Origin of the sequence: Mesorhizobium amorphae, from assembly GCF_014843845.1 — a bacterium.
In the GTDB taxonomy this organism is placed as follows: Bacteria; Pseudomonadota; Alphaproteobacteria; order Rhizobiales; family Rhizobiaceae; genus Mesorhizobium; species Mesorhizobium amorphae_A.
The window spans coordinates 115,978-133,427 of record NZ_JHQS01000008.1 but is presented as its reverse complement, the minus strand read 5'-3'; the positions used below and the strand labels follow the sequence as shown (position 1 = coordinate 133,427).

General features: G+C 64.1%; 12 protein-coding genes. 3 read left to right on the top strand and 9 right to left on the bottom strand.

All coding sequences use genetic code 11. From position 1 onward, the window contains the following. Window positions 1–292: 292 nt before the first annotated feature. From DH08_RS04685 to DH08_RS04650, 8 genes are all read right to left on the bottom strand, one after another. Entirely contained in the window at window positions 293–862 is a 570-nt protein-coding gene (locus DH08_RS04685; RefSeq protein WP_006206890.1) for a NifU family protein, read from the bottom strand. Between the two features lie 187 nt (window positions 863–1,049). Next, window positions 1,050–1,541 carry a universal stress protein gene (locus tag DH08_RS04680; protein WP_006206889.1) on the bottom strand — a complete coding sequence of 164 codons (492 nt, stop codon included), beginning with the start codon at window positions 1,539–1,541 and terminating at the stop codon, window positions 1,050–1,052. Between the two features lie 250 nt (window positions 1,542–1,791). Beyond that, window positions 1,792–2,859: a tryptophan--tRNA ligase gene (trpS, locus tag DH08_RS04675; protein WP_192178127.1), complete on the bottom strand. Its 1,068-nt coding sequence runs from the start codon at window positions 2,857–2,859 to the stop codon at window positions 1,792–1,794. A 150-nt stretch (window positions 2,860–3,009) separates the two neighbouring features. After that, window positions 3,010–4,371 (bottom strand): glycosyltransferase family 2 protein, encoded by a 1,362-nt coding sequence (locus tag DH08_RS04670; protein WP_192178126.1) that lies wholly within the window; start codon window positions 4,369–4,371, stop codon window positions 3,010–3,012. A 1-nt stretch (window position 4,372) separates the two neighbouring features. After that, complete coding sequence (locus tag DH08_RS04665; protein WP_192178125.1) at window positions 4,373–4,903, bottom strand: dTDP-4-dehydrorhamnose 3,5-epimerase family protein; 531 nt, start codon at window positions 4,901–4,903, stop codon at window positions 4,373–4,375. A 259-nt stretch (window positions 4,904–5,162) separates the two neighbouring features. After that, window positions 5,163–6,773 (bottom strand): murein biosynthesis integral membrane protein MurJ, encoded by a 1,611-nt coding sequence (gene murJ, locus DH08_RS04660; RefSeq protein WP_192178124.1) that lies wholly within the window; start codon window positions 6,771–6,773, stop codon window positions 5,163–5,165. 46 nt (window positions 6,774–6,819) lie between these two features. Beyond that, complete coding sequence (locus DH08_RS04655) at window positions 6,820–9,621, bottom strand: [protein-PII] uridylyltransferase (protein WP_192178123.1); 2,802 nt, start codon at window positions 9,619–9,621, stop codon at window positions 6,820–6,822. Window positions 9,622–9,806: 185 nt separating this feature from the next. Further along, window positions 9,807–10,601, bottom strand: coding sequence for a glycosyltransferase family 25 protein (locus DH08_RS04650; RefSeq protein ID WP_246800682.1), 795 nt, complete (start codon window positions 10,599–10,601; stop codon window positions 9,807–9,809). Window positions 10,602–10,826: 225 nt separating this feature from the next. Between DH08_RS04650 and DH08_RS04645 the strand changes: the two genes are divergently transcribed. From DH08_RS04645 to DH08_RS04635, 3 genes are all read left to right on the top strand, one after another. Beyond that, window positions 10,827–13,334, top strand: a complete 2,508-nt coding sequence (locus DH08_RS04645) for a heavy metal translocating P-type ATPase (protein WP_192178121.1) — start codon at window positions 10,827–10,829, stop codon at window positions 13,332–13,334. A 44-nt stretch (window positions 13,335–13,378) separates the two neighbouring features. After that, window positions 13,379–13,771: a CopM family metallochaperone gene (gene copM, locus DH08_RS04640; RefSeq protein ID WP_192178120.1), complete on the top strand. Its 393-nt coding sequence runs from the start codon at window positions 13,379–13,381 to the stop codon at window positions 13,769–13,771. A 91-nt stretch (window positions 13,772–13,862) separates the two neighbouring features. Beyond that, window positions 13,863–14,708, top strand: a complete 846-nt coding sequence (locus DH08_RS04635; RefSeq protein ID WP_192178119.1) for an aldo/keto reductase — start codon at window positions 13,863–13,865, stop codon at window positions 14,706–14,708. 18 nt (window positions 14,709–14,726) lie between these two features. Here DH08_RS04635 and mutS read toward each other — a convergent pair whose 3' ends face one another. Then, the gene (gene mutS / locus DH08_RS04630) at window positions 14,727–17,450 is read right to left on the bottom strand and encodes a DNA mismatch repair protein MutS (RefSeq protein WP_192178118.1); all 2,724 of its coding nucleotides are present in this window, start codon (window positions 17,448–17,450) and stop codon (window positions 14,727–14,729) included.

Genomic DNA, 17,450 nt, shown 5'->3' with positions numbered 1-17,450 from the left:
GGCATCCTCTCCCCGTATAGTGACGGGGAGAGGGGCGCTCCCATCAATGGTTTCGCCAACCGCCGACATTGCAGGAAAGGGTGTTGAGGTTGTGGTCAGCCTCTTTCTCCCCGTTCACGGGGAGAAATGCCCGGCAGGGCAATGAGGGGCAGCGCCAGCTTCCAAAATTGATCATTCGCAGGTTGGCCGACAAGCAAAAACGCCGCCCGGCTGCCGGGCGGCGTTGGCATAGGGCGTCTGCAGCGCTTTTGAGAACCTGCCCTGCTTGTCAGCAGGGCAGGCGACGCGTAGTTCAGGAGACCTGTTCGACCTGCTGCACCTCGGGCACAAAATGCCTGAGCAGGTTCTGGATGCCGTGCTTCAGCGTCGCCGTCGACGACGGGCAGCCGGCGCAGGCGCCCTTCATGTGCAGGAACACGGTGCCGTTCTCGAAGCCGCGGAAGGTGATGTCGCCGCCATCCTGGGCAACCGCCGGGCGCACCCTGGTGTCGAGCAGTTCCTTGATGGTGATGACCAGCTCTTCGTCGGCCTTGTCGTAGAATTCGCCGGTCTGGCTGGTCTCGGCTGCGGGGCCGGCCCTGGCCATGACGGGCGCGCCCGACATGAAGTGCTCCATGATGGCGCCGAGGATCGCCGGCTTCAGATGCTGCCAGTCGGGGCCGTCCTTGGTCACGGTGATGAAATCATAGCCGAAGAAGACGCCGGTCACGCCCGGGATCTCGAACAGCCGGCCGGCCAGCGGCGAAGCTCCTGCCGCACTGTCGGCGTCGCGGAAATCGGCGGTGCCTTCGCGCAGCACTTCCTTGCCGGGCAGGAACTTCAGCGTCGCCGGGTTCGGCGTCGATTCGGTCTGGATGAACATGGCTGTCTCCATGCCCGTGTCGGGCAACAGTTTGGAATAGTTCTAAATAGGCTCTATCGGCTGGACATTCAAGCGAAACGCGTCGCCCGAACGGCTGGCTGGCGGAATGTTTTTTCAGCGTCCCTGCGACGCGCTTCTGGGTGTGTTGAGCTTCAGGTCAGGCCGGCCTCACCTGAATATCGATACCTCAGGCCAGGCTGTCTATCTCCTCGTCCGAAAGATTCTGCGGCACCACGGTGACGGGAATAGGGAAGGCGGCGCCTTTGCCGGCCACCGCGCCGACCAGCGGCCCGGGGCCCTCCTTGCCGGCGCCTGCCGCCAGCACAAGGATGGCGATGTCCTGGTCTTCCTCGATCAGTCTGTGGATCTCTTCGGTCGGTTTGCCTTCGCGCACCACCAGCTCCGGCTCGATGCCGAGCTTCTGGCGCACCTTGTTGGCATAGCTGTCGAGCGCGGTGCGCGCCGTGGCGTTGGCCTCCTCGCGCATGATCTTCTCGACCCCCAGCCAGTGCTGGAAATCGTCCGGCTCGATGACATAGAGCAGCACCAGCACGCCACTGGTGCTCTGTGCCCGCTTCGAGGCATAGGCGACGGCACGCTCGCATTCGGGCGTATCGTCGATGATCGCCAGGAACTTGCGGCGATGTCCGGCTTCGCGACTGAGGCGCTTGGAGACCATGTCTATCTACCTAGTGTCGTGATTTCGAAGTTCGCCTGATTTTGATATCGCGCGCGGAGCGAACTTCGAAATCAAAAACGACACTAGAAATCAATAGTTTGCTCGTTTCCCCGATTTTGAAATTCGCACTGCCCTTGATATCCAACTCCGGCGAATTTCAAAATCAGGGAAACGAGTGGTTTCGGCCGCAATCTGCCACTCGCGCTGACCGGCCGCAAGCGGCCGGCAGTCGGGATGGTGACGGGACAGATCAGCCTTGCAAAAGGCCGATGATGTCGCGCACCGTCTTCATCGTGGATTCCGCCAGGGTGCCGGCACGTTCGCCACCGTCCCTCAGCACCGCGTCGACATAGGCGCGGTCGCCTTCGATGCGGCGCATCTCGCCGGCGATCGGCGCCAGCCTGTCGACGGCAAGGTCGGCCAGCGCCGGCTTGAACACCGAAAACTGCTGGCCGCCGAATTCCTTCAGCACATCCGCCTTCGAGAGTTCGGCGAGGCCGGCATAGATGCCGACCAGGTTCTCCGCCTCGGGCCGGCCGGCAAGGCCGTCCAACTCGCTCGGCAAGGCTTCCGGGTCGGTCTTGGCCTTGCGGATCTTCTTCGAGATGGTATCGGCATCGTCGGTCAAATTGATGCGCGACAGGTCCGACGGGTCCGACTTCGACATCTTCTTGGAACCGTCACGCAGGCTCATGATGCGCGCCGCCGGCCCGCCGATGACCGGCTCGGTCAGCGGAAAATAGCCGTTCACCGTCTCCTCGCCGACCTGCATCTCGACGCCGACGCCAAGGGCCGCGATGCGGTCCGAAAAGTCGTTGTTGAATTTCTGCGCGATGTCGCGGGTCAGCTCAAGGTGCTGCTTCTGGTCCTCGCCCACCGGCACGTGCGTGGCGCGATAGAGCAGGATGTCGGCGGCCATCAGGCTCGGATAGGCGAGCAGGCCGAGCGAGGCGTTCTCGCGGTCCTTGCCGGCCTTGTCCTTGAACTGCGTCATGCGGTTCATCCAGCCGATGCGCGCCACGCAGTTGAAGATCCAGGCAAGCTCGGCGTGCTGCATGACCCGCGACTGGTTGAAGACGATGTGCTTCTTCGGGTCGATGCCGGAGGCGAGGAAGGCCGCGGTGATCGAGCGCGTCTGGTCGGCAAGGTCCTCATAGACCAGCTGCGCGGTCAGCGAATGCAGGTCGACGACGCAATAGATACAGTCGGACGTATCCTGCAGGGCGACGAATTTCTTGATGGCGCCGAGATAGTTGCCGAGATGCAGATTGCCGGTCGGCTGGACGCCCGAAAAGACGAGTGGTTTGAAGGCGGTCATGATGTCCTCATGGCTTGTGGAGGGCCGTATAAGCGTGATTCCAAAAAGTTGCAGACTTTTTGGAGCCAATCCCGCGGCTGGAAACCGCGCGCGGCGAAAGTCTTGCGACGGCGCGCTTATGGACGAAGACCAAAAAAGCGGCAAGAGGGATCAGCGGGCCGGGCGGAACTTGGCGAGCAGGCGCTTGCCCCTTGCCAACTTGGCGAGCACCCGATTGCCCCTTGCCGACCTGGCGAGGAACCGCTTGCCCTTGGCAACAAGGCCTCGCCACCCAAGCGGCGTGACCTCGATGTCGGCCACGCCGATGCCGTTGCGGCCTGCGCGTCTCTGCAATCTGTTGAGATGAAGCTCCAGGATCGTATGATCGTCCTTTCGCAACGCCGTTTCGAACGTCGCTTGCGCGCTCCAGAGATTGCCCTCCTGGCGCATTGCGGAAATGCTTGCCACGACCGGCTGGCCATTTACGGACAATTTGAGCCTGTTCAGCGCCTCGCGTTGAGGATGCTGGATATCCAGGCGAATCCGTGCCTTGCCGGCATATTTGAACGGCACAAGCAGCTTTGGGCGCGGATTGCAGCCGACCCAGAGGATCCAGTCGCCACCTGCTTGGAGCGGAGACCAGTCGAGCGCCTTTTGCGAGTTGTCCTGCTTGATGACTTCGCGCTTCCTGAGGCTGCTCAGATTCGGGCGGACGATGCCCTTGTTCGTCGCAATCTGGGTCGCGAGCTGACCCTTCTCGAAGCGCTCGTAGTCCGGATGGACCATGACCATGTAAGTGTTGGCTGCCTTTGCCTTGGTCAGTTCGGAGGCCAGATAGCCCTCAAATCCCGGCCGGGCCATTCGCCGGGCCATTCGTTCCTGCTCGTCCGAGCCTTGGCTCATATAGCTTAGATAGCGGTGACCGGCCGCGAATTTCTGGACGGTGATCCGCTGCGTCGACACAAAATGCATGCCTGACTTTGCCGCTCGCAACATGAAATCCGCGTCGACGGGCGCAGTTATCTCTTTCGGACTGCGCCATTTGCCGATCCGATCGACAACGTCGCGTCGGTGGCCGAAACTCGAAGGCGGGAAGAAGTGCTTAATAGCGGCGTCCGGTTCGCTGAAGATGCCGGTCACCCACAGAAAATTGCTTGCCCTGGGGCCATGAAAGATCGCGCCGCTTACGACAAAGTCCGGTCGCGGATCCCTTCCGAAAAGATCGGCGAGCGCCTGGAGATGGTCCGGAGCCCAGAGATCGTCATGACCGAGATAGGCAACGTATTGCCCGCGCGCCATTTCGATGCCCGCATTGTTGGGGAAGGCCTGGCTGCCGCCGCGCTCTGACAGGGTCGACCAGCGGATTTGAGGGGACGCAAGCGCCCGTACCACATCCGCGGTGTCGTCCGTGCAGCAATCGCCCACCACCAACAGTTCGAAGTCCTGGCGGGTTTGGCGCAGCACCGATTGTATCGACGGAAGAATATGCCTGCCGCGATTGTAGGTGGCCATGATGACGGAAAACGTCGTCATGCTATTCGAATTTGTACGGGATGCCCGGGTGATCGAAGCGAACCCGCGACTTGTCCGGATTTTTAGGGTCGTAGACGTTCGTCGGCATGTTGACGAATGTCGCGGTGCTCTTGCCACGGTTTTGAACCCCGTGAACGACATAGGGCGGGATTGTCAGCAGGATCTTGTTGGCCGCGCCGACGTCGAGAACGTTTATTTTTTGGTATGTCGGGCTATCCTTGCGTAGATCGTAGAGCACGGCCCTGATGTCGCCATTTGTATAGGCGAGCCGGTCGAACTGTCGCTTGTGATAGACCCATGCCCTGATCGATCCCACCTCGGCCGATACCAGATAGACATGCGGCGGCGGGGTAATGGGCTCCAGCAGTGCCGACATGAGGACCGTAAGGTCGCCACGCTTGTCGCCTCTTGTGACCAACCGCTGAATCCGCACGCCCGCTACCAGATCTTCGCCCGGAATGTCCTCCAGAAACGGAACGTCGTCTCCCCAAGGTTCGTCATCGATGAAATCTTCGAGCGACAGCGTTTCCATCGAACCCCCAACGTCAGCGCAAGTCTGAGCTTGCCCCTTCCGTTATGTCCGGTCGGCGCCAAAGGCAATACCCCGAATGGGCGATGGCGGCTCAGCGCGGAGCTTCAGCCTCGGCCCGAGGCAACCTCGCTTTCCATCGAGGCCACTCGCGGTTCCGCAACAACGCCATCCGCCTGAACACGGCGGACTGCTTTCACTGCGCTTGCGCGCGCGTGTTACCAAGCCGTGCCGATGCTTCCACGGCCCGAAGAAATCAGGCTCACGGATCTGGAGACTGTTCCGTGACCGATGGCGCCGTCGCCTTTGCCGAACCGCGCTTGATGTTCCTTCGGATCATGCCGAAATCGGCGCCGCCGGTAGTGAAGGCGGTGACGAAGTAGAGCGCCGCCCCGCCGGCGACCAGTGCCAGAACCGTCGTTGCCTTGACGACCAGTGGCGAACCCGGGCCGAGCCTGACGGCCAACCAGTGCTCAGCGAAATAGAGCGCCGCTCCCATCACCGCCGCCGACAGCGCCAGCCGGGGAATGCGTTTCAAGAGCGGCAGGTCGCGACCCCAATGGCCGCGCCGGATCAGCACGGCAAGCAACATCAGCGCGTTGACCCAGCCGGCGACGGCCGAGGCTACCGCAATGCCCGGCGCGCCCATGGACGGGAACAGCGTCAGCGCGGTCGCGACGTTCACCGCCACCGAGATGGCGGCAAACATCATTGGCGTACGCGTGTCCTCGCGGGCGAAATAGCCGGGGGTGAACGCCTTGATCAGCACGAAGGCCGGCAGGCCCAGGCCAAAGATCGCCAGGATCGCCGCCACGGTCGGCGTCGAATGGTTGGCGGCAAAGGCGCCGCGTTCATACACCAGCCGCACGATCGGCTCCGACATGACCCAGAGGGCGACGGCCGCCGGCAAGGTCATGAACAGCGTGAACTCGACCGAGCGGTTCTGCAGATTGGCCGCCTCGATCAGGTTTCCGGATTTCAGCGCCCGCGACAGTTCCGGCAACAGCACGATCGCCACCGCGACGCCGACGACGCCAAGCGGCAGCTGGTAGATGCGGTCGGCATAGGCGAGCGATGACACGGCGCTGTCCTGCGCCGAGGCGATCGCCGTGCCGATCAGCTGGTTGATCTGGGTGATGCCGCCGGTGATCGCCGCTGGCAGCGCCAGGATCAGCAACCGCTTGACGCTGGGCGTCATCTTCGGCCGGCGAAAGCCGATCGAGATGCCGGCATGGCGCACCGCCACCCAGACGATGGCGAGCTGCACCAGTCCCGCCGCGAGCACACCCCAGGACAGGCCGAAACCGACGGCGTGGGCGTCCAGTCCCTTGTACCAGGCATAGGCCAAAACGCCGATCAGGATGATGTTGAGGAACACCGGCGCCACGGCGGCGGCGAAATAGCGGCGCAGCGAATTCAGCATGCCGGCCATCATGGCGCCGAGCGACATGCAGATCAGGTAGGGAAACATGATGGTCGCAAGCCGGACCGTCGTCTCGAACTTGCCCGGCGTGTCGGCAAAGCCCGGCGCCACCAGGTAGCGCACGATCAGCGGCATCGCCAGTTCCATGACGATGGTCAGCGCCAGCAGCGCCGTGAACAGCACGCCGAACACCTCTTCGGAAAAGCGCTTGGCGCCCTCGGTGCCGTGGATCTCGATCTCCTTGGCGAACAGCGGCACGAAGGCGGCGTTGAAGGCGCCCTCGGCGAACAGCCGGCGGAAGGTGTTGGGAAACTGGAAGGCGGCGTTGAAGGCGTCGGCGACCGGCCCGGTGCCGAGAGCGGCCGCCATCAGCATCTCGCGGCCGAAACCGAGCGCGCGGCTCATCAGTGTGCCGGAAGCGACGGTGGCGAATTTCTTGACAAGGCTCATGCGCGGGGAGACTGACCGTGGGAATGGGACAAAGTGATGGTGATCCTCACTCGGCGGCCGCCTTGGCCTTGCCGTTGCGCTCCGGCGCGGTGCCTTCGAGGGTCTCGATCAGCCGCTTGTGAATGGTGGCCATGCGCGTCGGGCTGTCGATCTTCTGTCCCGTCAGGTCGGTGACATAGAAAGTGTCGATGACCTTCTCGCCAAAAGTCGTGATATGCGCCGAGGCGATGTCGAGCGAGAGATCCGACAGCGCGCCGGTGATCTCCGACAGCAGGCCAGGCCGGTCCAGCCCCTCGATCTCGATCACCGAGAAGCGGTTCGAAAGCGTGTTGCGGATTTCAGCCCGCGGCGGAATGCGGAAGACCTTGGCGCCGCGCCGGGGCTTGGTGCGCTTCTCGATCATTTCGGGCAGCCAGCTCTTGCCCGACAGCACATCCTCGATCAATCTGCCGACGCGCTCGGCGCGGCGGCGCTCATCCTCGTCGAGGTCGAATTCCCGGCTGATCAGGATGGTGTCCAGCGCGCGGCCGTCGGAGGTGGTGAAGATCTGCGCGTCGACGATGTTGCCGCCGGCTCCGGCGCAGGCGCCGGCAATCACCGACAGCAGGCGCGGATGGTCCTGCGCCAGAACGGTGATCTCGGTCACGGCCTCGAACTGGTGGGTCTTGACCATGGTGGCGAGCTTCTTGCCCGCCGCGTCCGCCTCGCGGATGAATTCGGCGTGGCGCAGCTGGTCGGCGAGGTCCACGGTCAGCAGGTAGTTCTCGTAGTGCTGGGCGACATAGCGCTTGCGGTCCTTGGCCGGCCAATCCGCCAGCGCCTCGGCCAGCCGCTCGCGCGCGGCGGCAGTGCGCTCGGCGCGCGACACTTCAGAGAAGCCACCGGTCAGAAGCAGCTCGGTCTCATAATAGAGCGTACGCAGCAACTGGCCCTTCCAGCCGTTCCACACGCCCGGCCCGACGCCTCTGATGTCGCAGACGGTCAGGATCAGCAGCAGCTTCAGCCGCTCGACCGACTGCACGATCGAGGCGAAATCCTCGATCGTCTTGCGGTCGTTGAGGTCGCGCGTCTGCGCCGTCATCGACATCACGAGGTGGTTCTCGACCAGCCAGGCGACGGTTTCGGTGTCGGCCGCCGAAAGCCCCATATGCGGGCAGATGCGCCTCGCGATGCGCGCGCCAGCCTCCGAATGGTCCTCCAGGCGTCCCTTGGCGATGTCGTGCAGCAGCACCGCCACATAGAGCGCCTCGCGGCTCTTCTTCAGTCCCGGCATCAGCGTGTGCGACAGCGGATGCACCTTCTCGCCGTCGCCGCGCTCGATCTCGGCCAGCACGCCGATGCAGCGGATCAGGTGCTCGTCCACCGTATAGTGGTGGTACATCGAGAACTGCATCATGGCGACGATCTTGCCGAAGTCGGGGATCAGCTTGGCAAGCAGCCCCGCCTCGTTCATGCGCCTGAGGTTGAGCTCGGCGTTGCGGTCCGAGGTCAAGATGTCGAGGAACAGCCGGTTGGCCTCCTCGTCGCGTCGCAGCGACTTGTTGACCAGGCCGAGCGAGCGGGTGAGCAGCTTCAGCGCATCGGGGTGGAACTCCAGCCCATGCTTGTCGGCGAACCAGAACAGCCGCAAGAGATTGACCGGATCGCGCTCGAACACCATGTCGCCGGCGACGTTGATCCGGTGGTTGTCGACGATGAAATCGGACGTGCCGGCGAGCTTGCGCTTGCGGCGCGAGAAGGTGAGGAAGATACGGTTGAAGCCAGGCACATGCTTGGCCTGTTCCTCCTCCAGTGCCGCGCAGAAGATGCGGGTCAGGTCGCCGACATCCTTGGCGACGAGGAAGTAGTGCTTCATGAAGCGCTCGACCGCCGACAGGCCGGGATGGGTGGTGTAGCCCAGCCGCTCGGCGATCTCGCGCTGGATGTCGAAATGCAGCCGCTCCTCGGGCTTGCCGGTGAGGAAATGCATGTGGCAGCGCACCGCCCACAGGAAATCCTCGGCCTTGAGGAATTCGCGGTATTCGGCTTCGGTGAAGACACCCTTGTCGACCAGTTCCTCGCCGGTGCGCACCCGGTAGAAATACTTGGCGATCCAGAACAGCGTCTGCAGGTCGCGCAGGCCGCCCTTGCCGTCCTTGACGTTGGGTTCGACGAGATAGCGGCTTTCGCCGGCCTTGGCATGGCGCTCGTCGCGCTCGGCAAGTTTTGCCTGCACATATTCGGGGCCGGTCGTCCGCACCACCTCGTGGTCGAAACGCGTCAGAAGCTCGTCATAGAGTTTCAGCTCGCCCCACAGGAAGCGCGCTTCCAGGATCGAGGTGCGGATGGTGATGTCGGTGCGCGACAGCCTCAGGCACTCGTCGATGTTGCGGGTGGCGTGCCCGACCTTCAGGCCGAGATCCCACAGCATGTAGAGCATGTATTCGACGATCTGCTCGCCCCACGGCGTCTGCTTGTAGGGCAGCAGGAACAAAAGGTCGATGTCGGAGCCCGGCGCCAGCGTGCCGCGGCCATAGCCGCCGACCGCGACCACGGCCATGCGTTCGGCAGAAGACGGGTTCTTGACGCGGTAGACATGGGTCGCGGCGAAATCGTAGAGCGCGCGGATTATCTCGTCCATGAGATGTGACAGCCGGGCGGCGCAGGCGGTGCCGCCGCCATCGTCCTTCAGCATGGTCTCGGCGACCTTGCGGCCGTCGGCGAGCCGGCCCTTGAGAAGCTGGAGGACGCGGCCTCGCGTGGCCTGGCCGGAACCGTCGCCGGCCGTTGCCGCGGTCAGCGCCGTCATCTCGCGGCGCAAGGCGTCGCCGTCGATCAGCTCGTCGAGTTTCAGGGATATTTTTGCCATATGCGGAGGTCGGTCTCGCCTTTTCGGCGGCGTCTATAGCGCGTTTTCGCGGTGCTGGGTATGGGGCGGTCGAACACGCTTGCCCTGGTGTTCGAACGGGATGGTCTTCCGCTGCCGCAGCCGGCAGAAATCGGCAAGCTGTCGTGCCAGGCCTGGCCGCGGCATGAAAAGAGAAACGTGACCGTCTACAGCGCCTTCAAACGATGCCCAGGACGGGGCGGACGGACACTTTTGCCATGATAGCGGAACGGAATGATCATTTCCCGCTCCAGCTGGAAAACTTTGCTGGCTTGGTGCCATGTCCGTTTGACCTCGGTCAGGACTTTTTCGGGAGTAGACCTCTTTCGTTTTTCGCTCGCAGGCGTCGCCAGCGCCCTGGGTGTCGCATCAATGATCTGGCTCGGCAGCACTGCTTCGTCATCGCTCAGGAACTGGGTCTGCATGCACAGCGCCGGTATGAGCTGATAAGTTGTCTTGCGCCACGATGTCTGGAAGGCGGGATCGAACATCACGCAATCGACCTGAGCGGCGAGCTCATATGTTGCCTCGATAAGATCGCGCGCGGCCCGTTTCGAAACGATATAGCCCGCAGTGCCGAGATGCGCCCCCAGGAGCCTGGACACGGAATGGCCGTAACCGACGGAAGTGTGGATTCTGGAGACAGAGGTCTTGCTGAAGACTGTCTCCAGCTTGACAATGTCGGCATCGGCCGGAATCCAGTCGCTGTCGGCAAACAATGGGCGGGCCACGGCTGAAATCAGCACATCGTCTTCAAGGATTGCGGCGTAGGCATCATTGCTTTCAGCAACGATGCGCCAACATGCAATGTGGCTCAAAAAGCAGGCGATCTCAGCATCGGACAAGTTCGATGGAAACGAATTCCTGTATGGCGCTGTCGCGGCCATGTCGGATGGATTGCATGCATCGATCGCCGCAACCCGTTCAAACGCAACGCCGATGCGGGCCAGCTCCACCGTCATGTGGGCAAGCCGGTCCCGGGACCGATCGAGGTTGATGACCAGACACTTCATTTGAACGGGGATCGATGCGATTGCGGGAAGTGGGCGTCCTTAGCATATGGGCGCAACCGCGCGCGGTATTTTTTCGCCGACCGCCTCGGCACGAAAAGTCGACACTGGCCCTTGACCTTCCAGTTACTGGAAGCCCTACCTCCTCACCAGATCGAGACATAAGAGGCATTTCGGATGGCCCATTCCGACCATAGTCACCACGCGCACGCCGGAGGCTGTTGCTCCGCGAAAGGTGCCGCGCCAGGCGCGGCGGCCGTCATCCGCGATCCGGTCTGCGGCATGACCGTCGATCCGGCCGCCAGCAAGCCGATGGCCGAGCATGGCGGCCAGGTCCACCATTTCTGCAGCGAGCGCTGCCGTGCGAAATTCGTCGCCGAGCCGGAAAAATACCTGACGGCCACCGATCCGGTGTGTGGCATGAGCGTCGACCGCGCCATCGCTAAGCACTTTTTGCGTCACGAGGGCCAGGGTTTCTATTTCTGCTCGGCCGGTTGCAAGGCGAAGTTCGAGGCGGAGCCGGCGAAATATCTCGGCGATAGGCCAGCGCCGCAGGCGATGCCGAAAGGCACGCAGTACACCTGCCCGATGCATCCCGAAATCATCCGCGACAAGCCCGGCGCCTGCCCAATCTGCGGCATGGCGCTGGAGCCGATGGGCGTACCGACCGGCGACGAGGGGCCGAACCCTGAACTGGTGGATTTCACCAGGCGCTTCTGGGTCAGCGTGGTGCTGTCCTTGCCCTTGCTGATCATCGCCATGGCGCCGATGCTCGGTCTGAGCTTCGAAAGCCTCATCGACGATCGGACGAAGACCTGGCTGGAACTGGCGCTGGCGAGCCCGGTGGTGCTGTGGGCGGCATTCCCGTTCTTCCATCGCGGCGGGCAGTCGGTCCTCAACCGCAGCCCCAACATGTGGACGCTGATTTCGCTGGGCGTCGGCGCCGCCTACCTCTACAGCGTCGTCGCCACGCTGTTTCCGGACATCTTTCCGCATCAGTTCCGCGGCCACGGCAGCACTGTGCCGGTCTACTTCGAGGCCGCCGCCGTCATCGTCGCGCTGGTGTTCCTCGGCCAGGTTCTCGAACTGCGTGCCCGTGAAAAGACCGGCTCGGCGATCCGCGCCTTGCTCGACCTGGCGCCGAAGACGGCCAGGCTGATCGGCGCGGATGGCTCCGAGACCGACGTGCCGCTGGACACGGTCAAGGCCGGCGATCGGCTACGCATTCGTCCGGGCGACGCCGTGCCGGTCGACGGAAACGTGCTCGAAGGCCGCTCGGCGGTCGACGAATCGATGATCACTGGCGAGCCGCTGCCGGTCGAAAAGACGGAAGGCGATGCCCTGACCGGCGGCACGCTCAACAAGAACGGTTCGCTGATCATGCGCACCGAAAAGGTCGGCGCCGAGACCACGCTGGCGCGCATCGTCGAGCTCGTCGCCAAGGCACAGCGTTCACGCGCACCGATCCAGGGGCTGGCCGACCGCGTCTCCTTCTATTTCGTGCCGGCCGTCGTGCTGGTCGCGATCATCGCCTTCGTCGCCTGGGCGATCCTCGGTCCCGAGCCGAGCCTCATCTTCGCCATCGTCTCGGCGGTGTCGGTGCTGATCATCGCCTGTCCCTGCGCGCTCGGCCTGGCGACGCCGATGTCGATCATGACCGCGACCGGACGCGGCGCCCATGCCGGCGTGCTGATCAAGGAGGCGGCGGCGCTCGAGCGCTTTGCCTCGGTCGATACGCTGATCGTCGACAAGACCGGCACCTTGACCGAGGGCCGGCCGCGATTGACCGACGTCTTCGCTGTCGAAGATATGGCCGAGAATGAATTGCTGGCGCTCGCTGCCGCCCTCGAAAAGGGCTCGGAGCATCCTTTGGCCGAGGCCATCGTCGATGGCGCCGGCGAACGGGGCCTGAAGCTCGCTGACGCCAGCGATTTCGAGGCGGTCACCGGCAAGGGTGTTTCGGGCATGGTGTCGGGCAGCAAGGTCGCGCTCGGCAACGCGGCGATGATGGCCGATCTCGGCATCGACACCGCGCCGCTCGGTGAACAGGCAACGGCGCTGCAAACGGACGGCAAGACGGTGATGTTCGTTGCCGTGGGCAAAAGGCTGGCGGGCATCGTCGCCGTCGCCGATCCGGTCAAGGCGACGACAGCGGAGGCGATCAAGGCACTGCATGACAGGGGCTTGAGGATCATCATGGCGACCGGTGACAATGAGCGCACGGCCAAGGCCATAGCCGGCAAGCTCGGCATCGACGAGGTTCGCGCCGGCCTGCTGCCGGAACAGAAGGCGGCCCTTGTCGAGGAATTGCGCTCGAAAGGCGCCGGTGTCGCCATGGCCGGCGACGGCGTCAACGATGCGCCCGCACTTGCTGTCGCCGATGTCGGCATCGCCATGGGCACCGGCGCCGACGTCGCGGTCGAAAGCGCCGGGATCACGCTGGTCAAGGGCGACCTCAACGGCATCGTCCGCGCCCGCACGCTCGCCCAGGCGACGATCCGCAACATCCGCCAGAACCTGTTCTTCGCCTTCCTCTACAATGTGCTCGGCGTGCCGGTCGCGGCTGGCGTGCTCTATCCGCTCACCGGCACGCTTTTGTCGCCGATGCTGGCGGCGGCGGCGATGAGCCTGTCTTCGGTCTCGGTCATCGGCAACGCGTTGCGGCTGAGAACGTTGAAACTCTGAGCAAAACTCCCAAATACGACATTCCATTCAACAGGAGATCACGGATGAATCTGGCCAAGAAGATTGTGCTTTTGCTGATGGCGGCGGGAATGCTGCTCGCGGTGTTCCTCGAAAGCGTTCCGGCCCAATCCGAGGAAATGAAGCACGACATGTCCGGCATGGCGATGGGCGCGGAAAACCCTTCGGCCGCGGGCTACAAGGCGGCGATGGACAAGATGCACGCCGACATGATGGCGATCGAATATACCGGCAATGCCGATGTCGATTTCGTCCGCGGCATGATCCCGCATCATCAGGGCGCGATCGACATGGCCAAGGTCGAGCTTGCCAACGGCAAGGACCCGGAAATCCGCAAGCTGGCTGAAGGCGTCATCGCGGCGCAGGAAGCCGAGATCAAAGAGATGCAGGCCTGGCTCGCCGCCCATCCGGTGAAGTAGCGGCAGGCGTAACCGCGAACGTTCGGACAGGACTCTCGTCTGGATTTCACGGCTCGCCTGTGCTGCGATCCGGCGCCAACTGGAGCACGTCATGCCGTCAACGATCAGAACCACCACTTTACCCTCGGGCGAAGCCATTGTCGTGCTCGGCCAGGGCACCTGGAAAATGGGCGAGGATGCACGTCGCCGTGCCGATGAGGTTGCCGCACTCAGGCTAGGGCTGGATCTCGGCATTACCCTCATCGACACCGCCGAAATGTATGCCAGCGGCGGCGCCGAGGAGGTGGTGGCGGAGGCCATTGCCGGGCGCCGCGACGACACCTTCCTGGTCTCCAAGGTGCTGCCGTCCAACGCCTCTCGCGCCGGTGTGCAGCGGGCCTGCGAGAGCAGCCTGAAACGCCTCGCGACCGACCGCATCGATCTCTATCTCTTGCATTGGCCGGGCAGCGTGCCTTTGGCGGAGACGGTCGAGGCGTTCGAGACACTGAAGAAGGCCGGCAAGATCCGTCACTGGGGCGTCAGCAATTTCGACACCGACGAGATGGAGGAACTGGTCGGCCTGCCTGCCGGCGGCGATGTCCAGACCAACCAGGTGCTCTACAATCTGTCGCGGCGCGGCCCCGAATTCGACCTCGCACCGTGGAGCCGGAAACGCGGCATTCCGCTGATGGCCTATTCGCCGGTCGAGCAGGGCGCGTTGGCGCGCAACGCCAGACTCGAGGCCATCGCCGCCCGCCACAACGCCACCCCGGCGCAGATCGCGCTTGCCTGGGTGATGGCACAGCCGGGCGTCATCGCCATACCCAAAGCGACCAGGCAGGAGCATGTGCGCCAGAACGCCGCCGCGCTCGACATCAGCCTGAGTTCAGAGGATGTCGCCGAGCTCGACCGCGCCTTCCCGCCGCCGACGCGCAAGCGCGGGCTGGAGATGATCTGATCGACGCGAGCGGACGGGCTACTTCCCCGCCATCCCCTTCAGCCGGTACAGCGCTTCCAGCGCCTCGCGCGGCGTCATTTCATCGGGATTGATCGCACCGAGCGCCTCGCCCAGTGCGTCGTTCTTCACCGGCTTCGGCGCTTCCCGATTCACCGCCACCGAAAACAGCGGCAGGTCGTCGACCAGCCGGTTGGCCTTGCCCGAAACCTCGCCTTCCTCCAGCTGGTGCAGCACTTCCTTCGCTCGCCCGACCACGGCTTCCGGCAGGCCGGCGAGCCGCGCCACCTGGACGCCGTAGGAGCGGTCGGCGGCACCCTTGCCGACCTCGTGCAGGAAGACCACGTCACCTTCCCACTCCTTGACCCGCATGGTGACGTTGTGCAGCCGCGGCAGCTTGCCGGCCAGCGCCGTCATCTCGTGGAAGTGCGTGGCGAAGATCGCCCGGCAGCGGTTCTTCTCGTGCAGATATTCGACAGCCGCCCAGGCGATCGACAGGCCGTCGAAGGTGGCGGTGCCGCGACCGATTTCATCGAGGATCACCAGCGCCCGCTCGCCCGCCTGGTTGAGGATCGCAGCCGTCTCGACCATCTCGACCATGAAGGTCGAGCGGCCGCGCGCCAGATCGTCGGAGGCGCCGACGCGCGAAAACAGTCGGTCGACGACACCGATATGGGCGCTTTGCGCCGGCACGAAGGAGCCTGTCTGGGCCAGGATGGCGATCAGCGCGTTCTGCCGCAGGAAGGTCGATTTGCCGCCCATGTTGGGGCCGGTCAGCAGCCAGATCGCGCCGTTCTTCGCGCTGCCTTCCGGCGACAGGTCGCAATCATTGGCGACGAACGGTCCTTCGCCCGAGCGCCGCAACGCCTGTTCGACCACCGGATGCCGGCCGCCGGAGATATCGAAGGCGAGGCTGGAATCCACCACAGGACGGCACCAGGCCTCACTTTCCGAGAGGAGCGCCAGCGCCGCCGAGACGTCGATCACGGCAAGCGCCTCGGCGCCGGCGCGGATGCTGTCTGCTTCGCCGACCACCTCCGCCGTCAGCCTGTCGAAAGTGGCCAGTTCGATGCTCAGCGCCCGGTCGGCGGCGTTGGCGATTTTTGTCTCGAGTTCGGCGAGTTCCGTCGTGGTGAACCGCATGGCGTTGGCCATGGTCTGGCGGTGGATGAAGCGCGCCTTGGCGCCGTCGCTGCCGGTCATGATGGAATGGTGGTTGGCGGTCACCTCGATGTAGTAGCCGAGCACATTGTTGTGCCGGATCTTCAGCGAGCGGATGCCGGTCTCCTCGATCAGCGAGCGCTCCAGCGCCGCGATCACTTTGCGCGATTCGTCGCGCAATGCCCGCATCTCGTCGAGTTCGGCGTGATAGCCGCCGCGCACGAAGCCGCCGTCGCGCTTGAGCAGCGGCAGCTCCTCGCTGAGTGCCCGGCTGAGATGCTCTGAGAGCGTGCGCGGCAACGCCTTGATGGCGGTGAGCGCTGCCGCCAATTCCTGGGGCAGGGCGGTCGCGGCAATGATCTCGGCGATCGCGCCCGCCGCCTCGAAGCCGGCGCGCAGCGCGCCGAGATCGCGCGGGCCGCCGCGGTTGAGCGCCAGCCGGGACAGCGCGCGCGGCATGTCGGCGACGCTCTTCAGGCTCGTCCGCACCGCCTGGCAGAGCCGCGTCTCCGAGCGGAAGAACGACACCGAATCCAGCCTCGCCGCGATCGCCGCCGGATCGGTCAGCGGCGCCATCAGCCGGTCGGCCAGCAGTCTTGCGCCGCCACCGGTCACCGTGCGGTCGATCGCCCTGAACAGCGAGCCGTCGCGGCTGCCCGATAGCGTACGAAGTAGCTCCAGATTGCCGCGCGTCGCCGGGTCGATGAACAGCGTCGAGCCGGCTTCCTCGCGTTCGGGCCGCGACAGCGGCGGCCGTTCGGCCTTCTGCGTCTTCTCGACATAGGCAATCGTGCCGGAGATCGCCGACAGCTCGGCGCGCGAAAACGTGCCGAGACTGTCCGGCGTCGCCACTTCGAAGAAGCGGGCGATGCGCCCCGCGGCCGAGGCCGAATCGAACAATGACGGCGGCTGCGGGCTGGCGACGCGGCCGATGACGTCGAACACCGGCTTCAGCTCCGGATCGTAGAATACCGGTTCGGCGACGATCAGCTCGCGCGGATCGACCCGGAACACGTCGGCCAGCAGCCGGTCGGCGGTGGTTTCGGCGACGCGGAAGACGCCGGTCGAGATCTCGATCCAGGCCAGCGCGAATGAATGCTCCGCCCCGCCCTTCACGCGCCCCAGCGCCATCAGGAAACTCGATTCCGACGGCGCCAGCAATTTGTCCTCGGTGATGGTGCCGGGCGTCACCAGCCGCACCACGTCGCGTCGCACCACCGATTTGCCGCCGCGCTTCTTGGCTTCCGCCGGATCCTCGATCTGCTCGCAGACGGCAACGCGAAATCCCTGGCCGATCAGCTTCTGCAGATAGTCGTCGGCCGCATGCACAGGCACGCCGCACATCGGAATGTCGTGGCCCAGGTGCTTGCCGCGCTTGGTCAAGACGATGCCGAGCGCCCGGCTCGCCTTCTCGGCGTCGTCGAAGAACAGCTCGTAGAAATCGCCCATGCGGTAGAACAGTAGCGAATCCGGGTTCGCCGCCTTGATCTCGATATACTGCTCCATCATCGGCGTTGGAGCGGCAACTGTCGCAGGCGTCATCGCCTCTGGGGCGTCGGGCTCGGTTGGCGTGTGCATGTTCAT

Coding starts and splice junctions, on each gene's coding strand:
- DH08_RS04635 (WP_192178119.1), top strand. CDS start 13,863: ATGCCGTCAACGATCAGAACCACCACTTTACCCTCGGGCGAAGCCATT.
- DH08_RS04685 (WP_006206890.1), bottom strand. CDS start 862: ATGTTCATCCAGACCGAATCGACGCCGAACCCGGCGACGCTGAAGTTC.
- DH08_RS04680 (WP_006206889.1), bottom strand. CDS start 1,541: ATGGTCTCCAAGCGCCTCAGTCGCGAAGCCGGACATCGCCGCAAGTTC.
- DH08_RS04645 (WP_192178121.1), top strand. CDS start 10,827: ATGGCCCATTCCGACCATAGTCACCACGCGCACGCCGGAGGCTGTTGC.
- DH08_RS04665 (WP_192178125.1), bottom strand. CDS start 4,903: ATGGAAACGCTGTCGCTCGAAGATTTCATCGATGACGAACCTTGGGGA.
- mutS (WP_192178118.1), bottom strand. CDS start 17,450: ATGAACATGCACACGCCAACCGAGCCCGACGCCCCAGAGGCGATGACG.
- copM (WP_192178120.1), top strand. CDS start 13,379: ATGAATCTGGCCAAGAAGATTGTGCTTTTGCTGATGGCGGCGGGAATG.
- DH08_RS04655 (WP_192178123.1), bottom strand. CDS start 9,621: ATGGCAAAAATATCCCTGAAACTCGACGAGCTGATCGACGGCGACGCC.
- murJ (WP_192178124.1), bottom strand. CDS start 6,773: ATGAGCCTTGTCAAGAAATTCGCCACCGTCGCTTCCGGCACACTGATG.
- DH08_RS04670 (WP_192178126.1), bottom strand. CDS start 4,371: ATGACGACGTTTTCCGTCATCATGGCCACCTACAATCGCGGCAGGCAT.
- DH08_RS04650 (WP_246800682.1), bottom strand. CDS start 10,601: ATGACGGTGGAGCTGGCCCGCATCGGCGTTGCGTTTGAACGGGTTGCG.
- trpS (WP_192178127.1), bottom strand. CDS start 2,859: ATGACCGCCTTCAAACCACTCGTCTTTTCGGGCGTCCAGCCGACCGGC.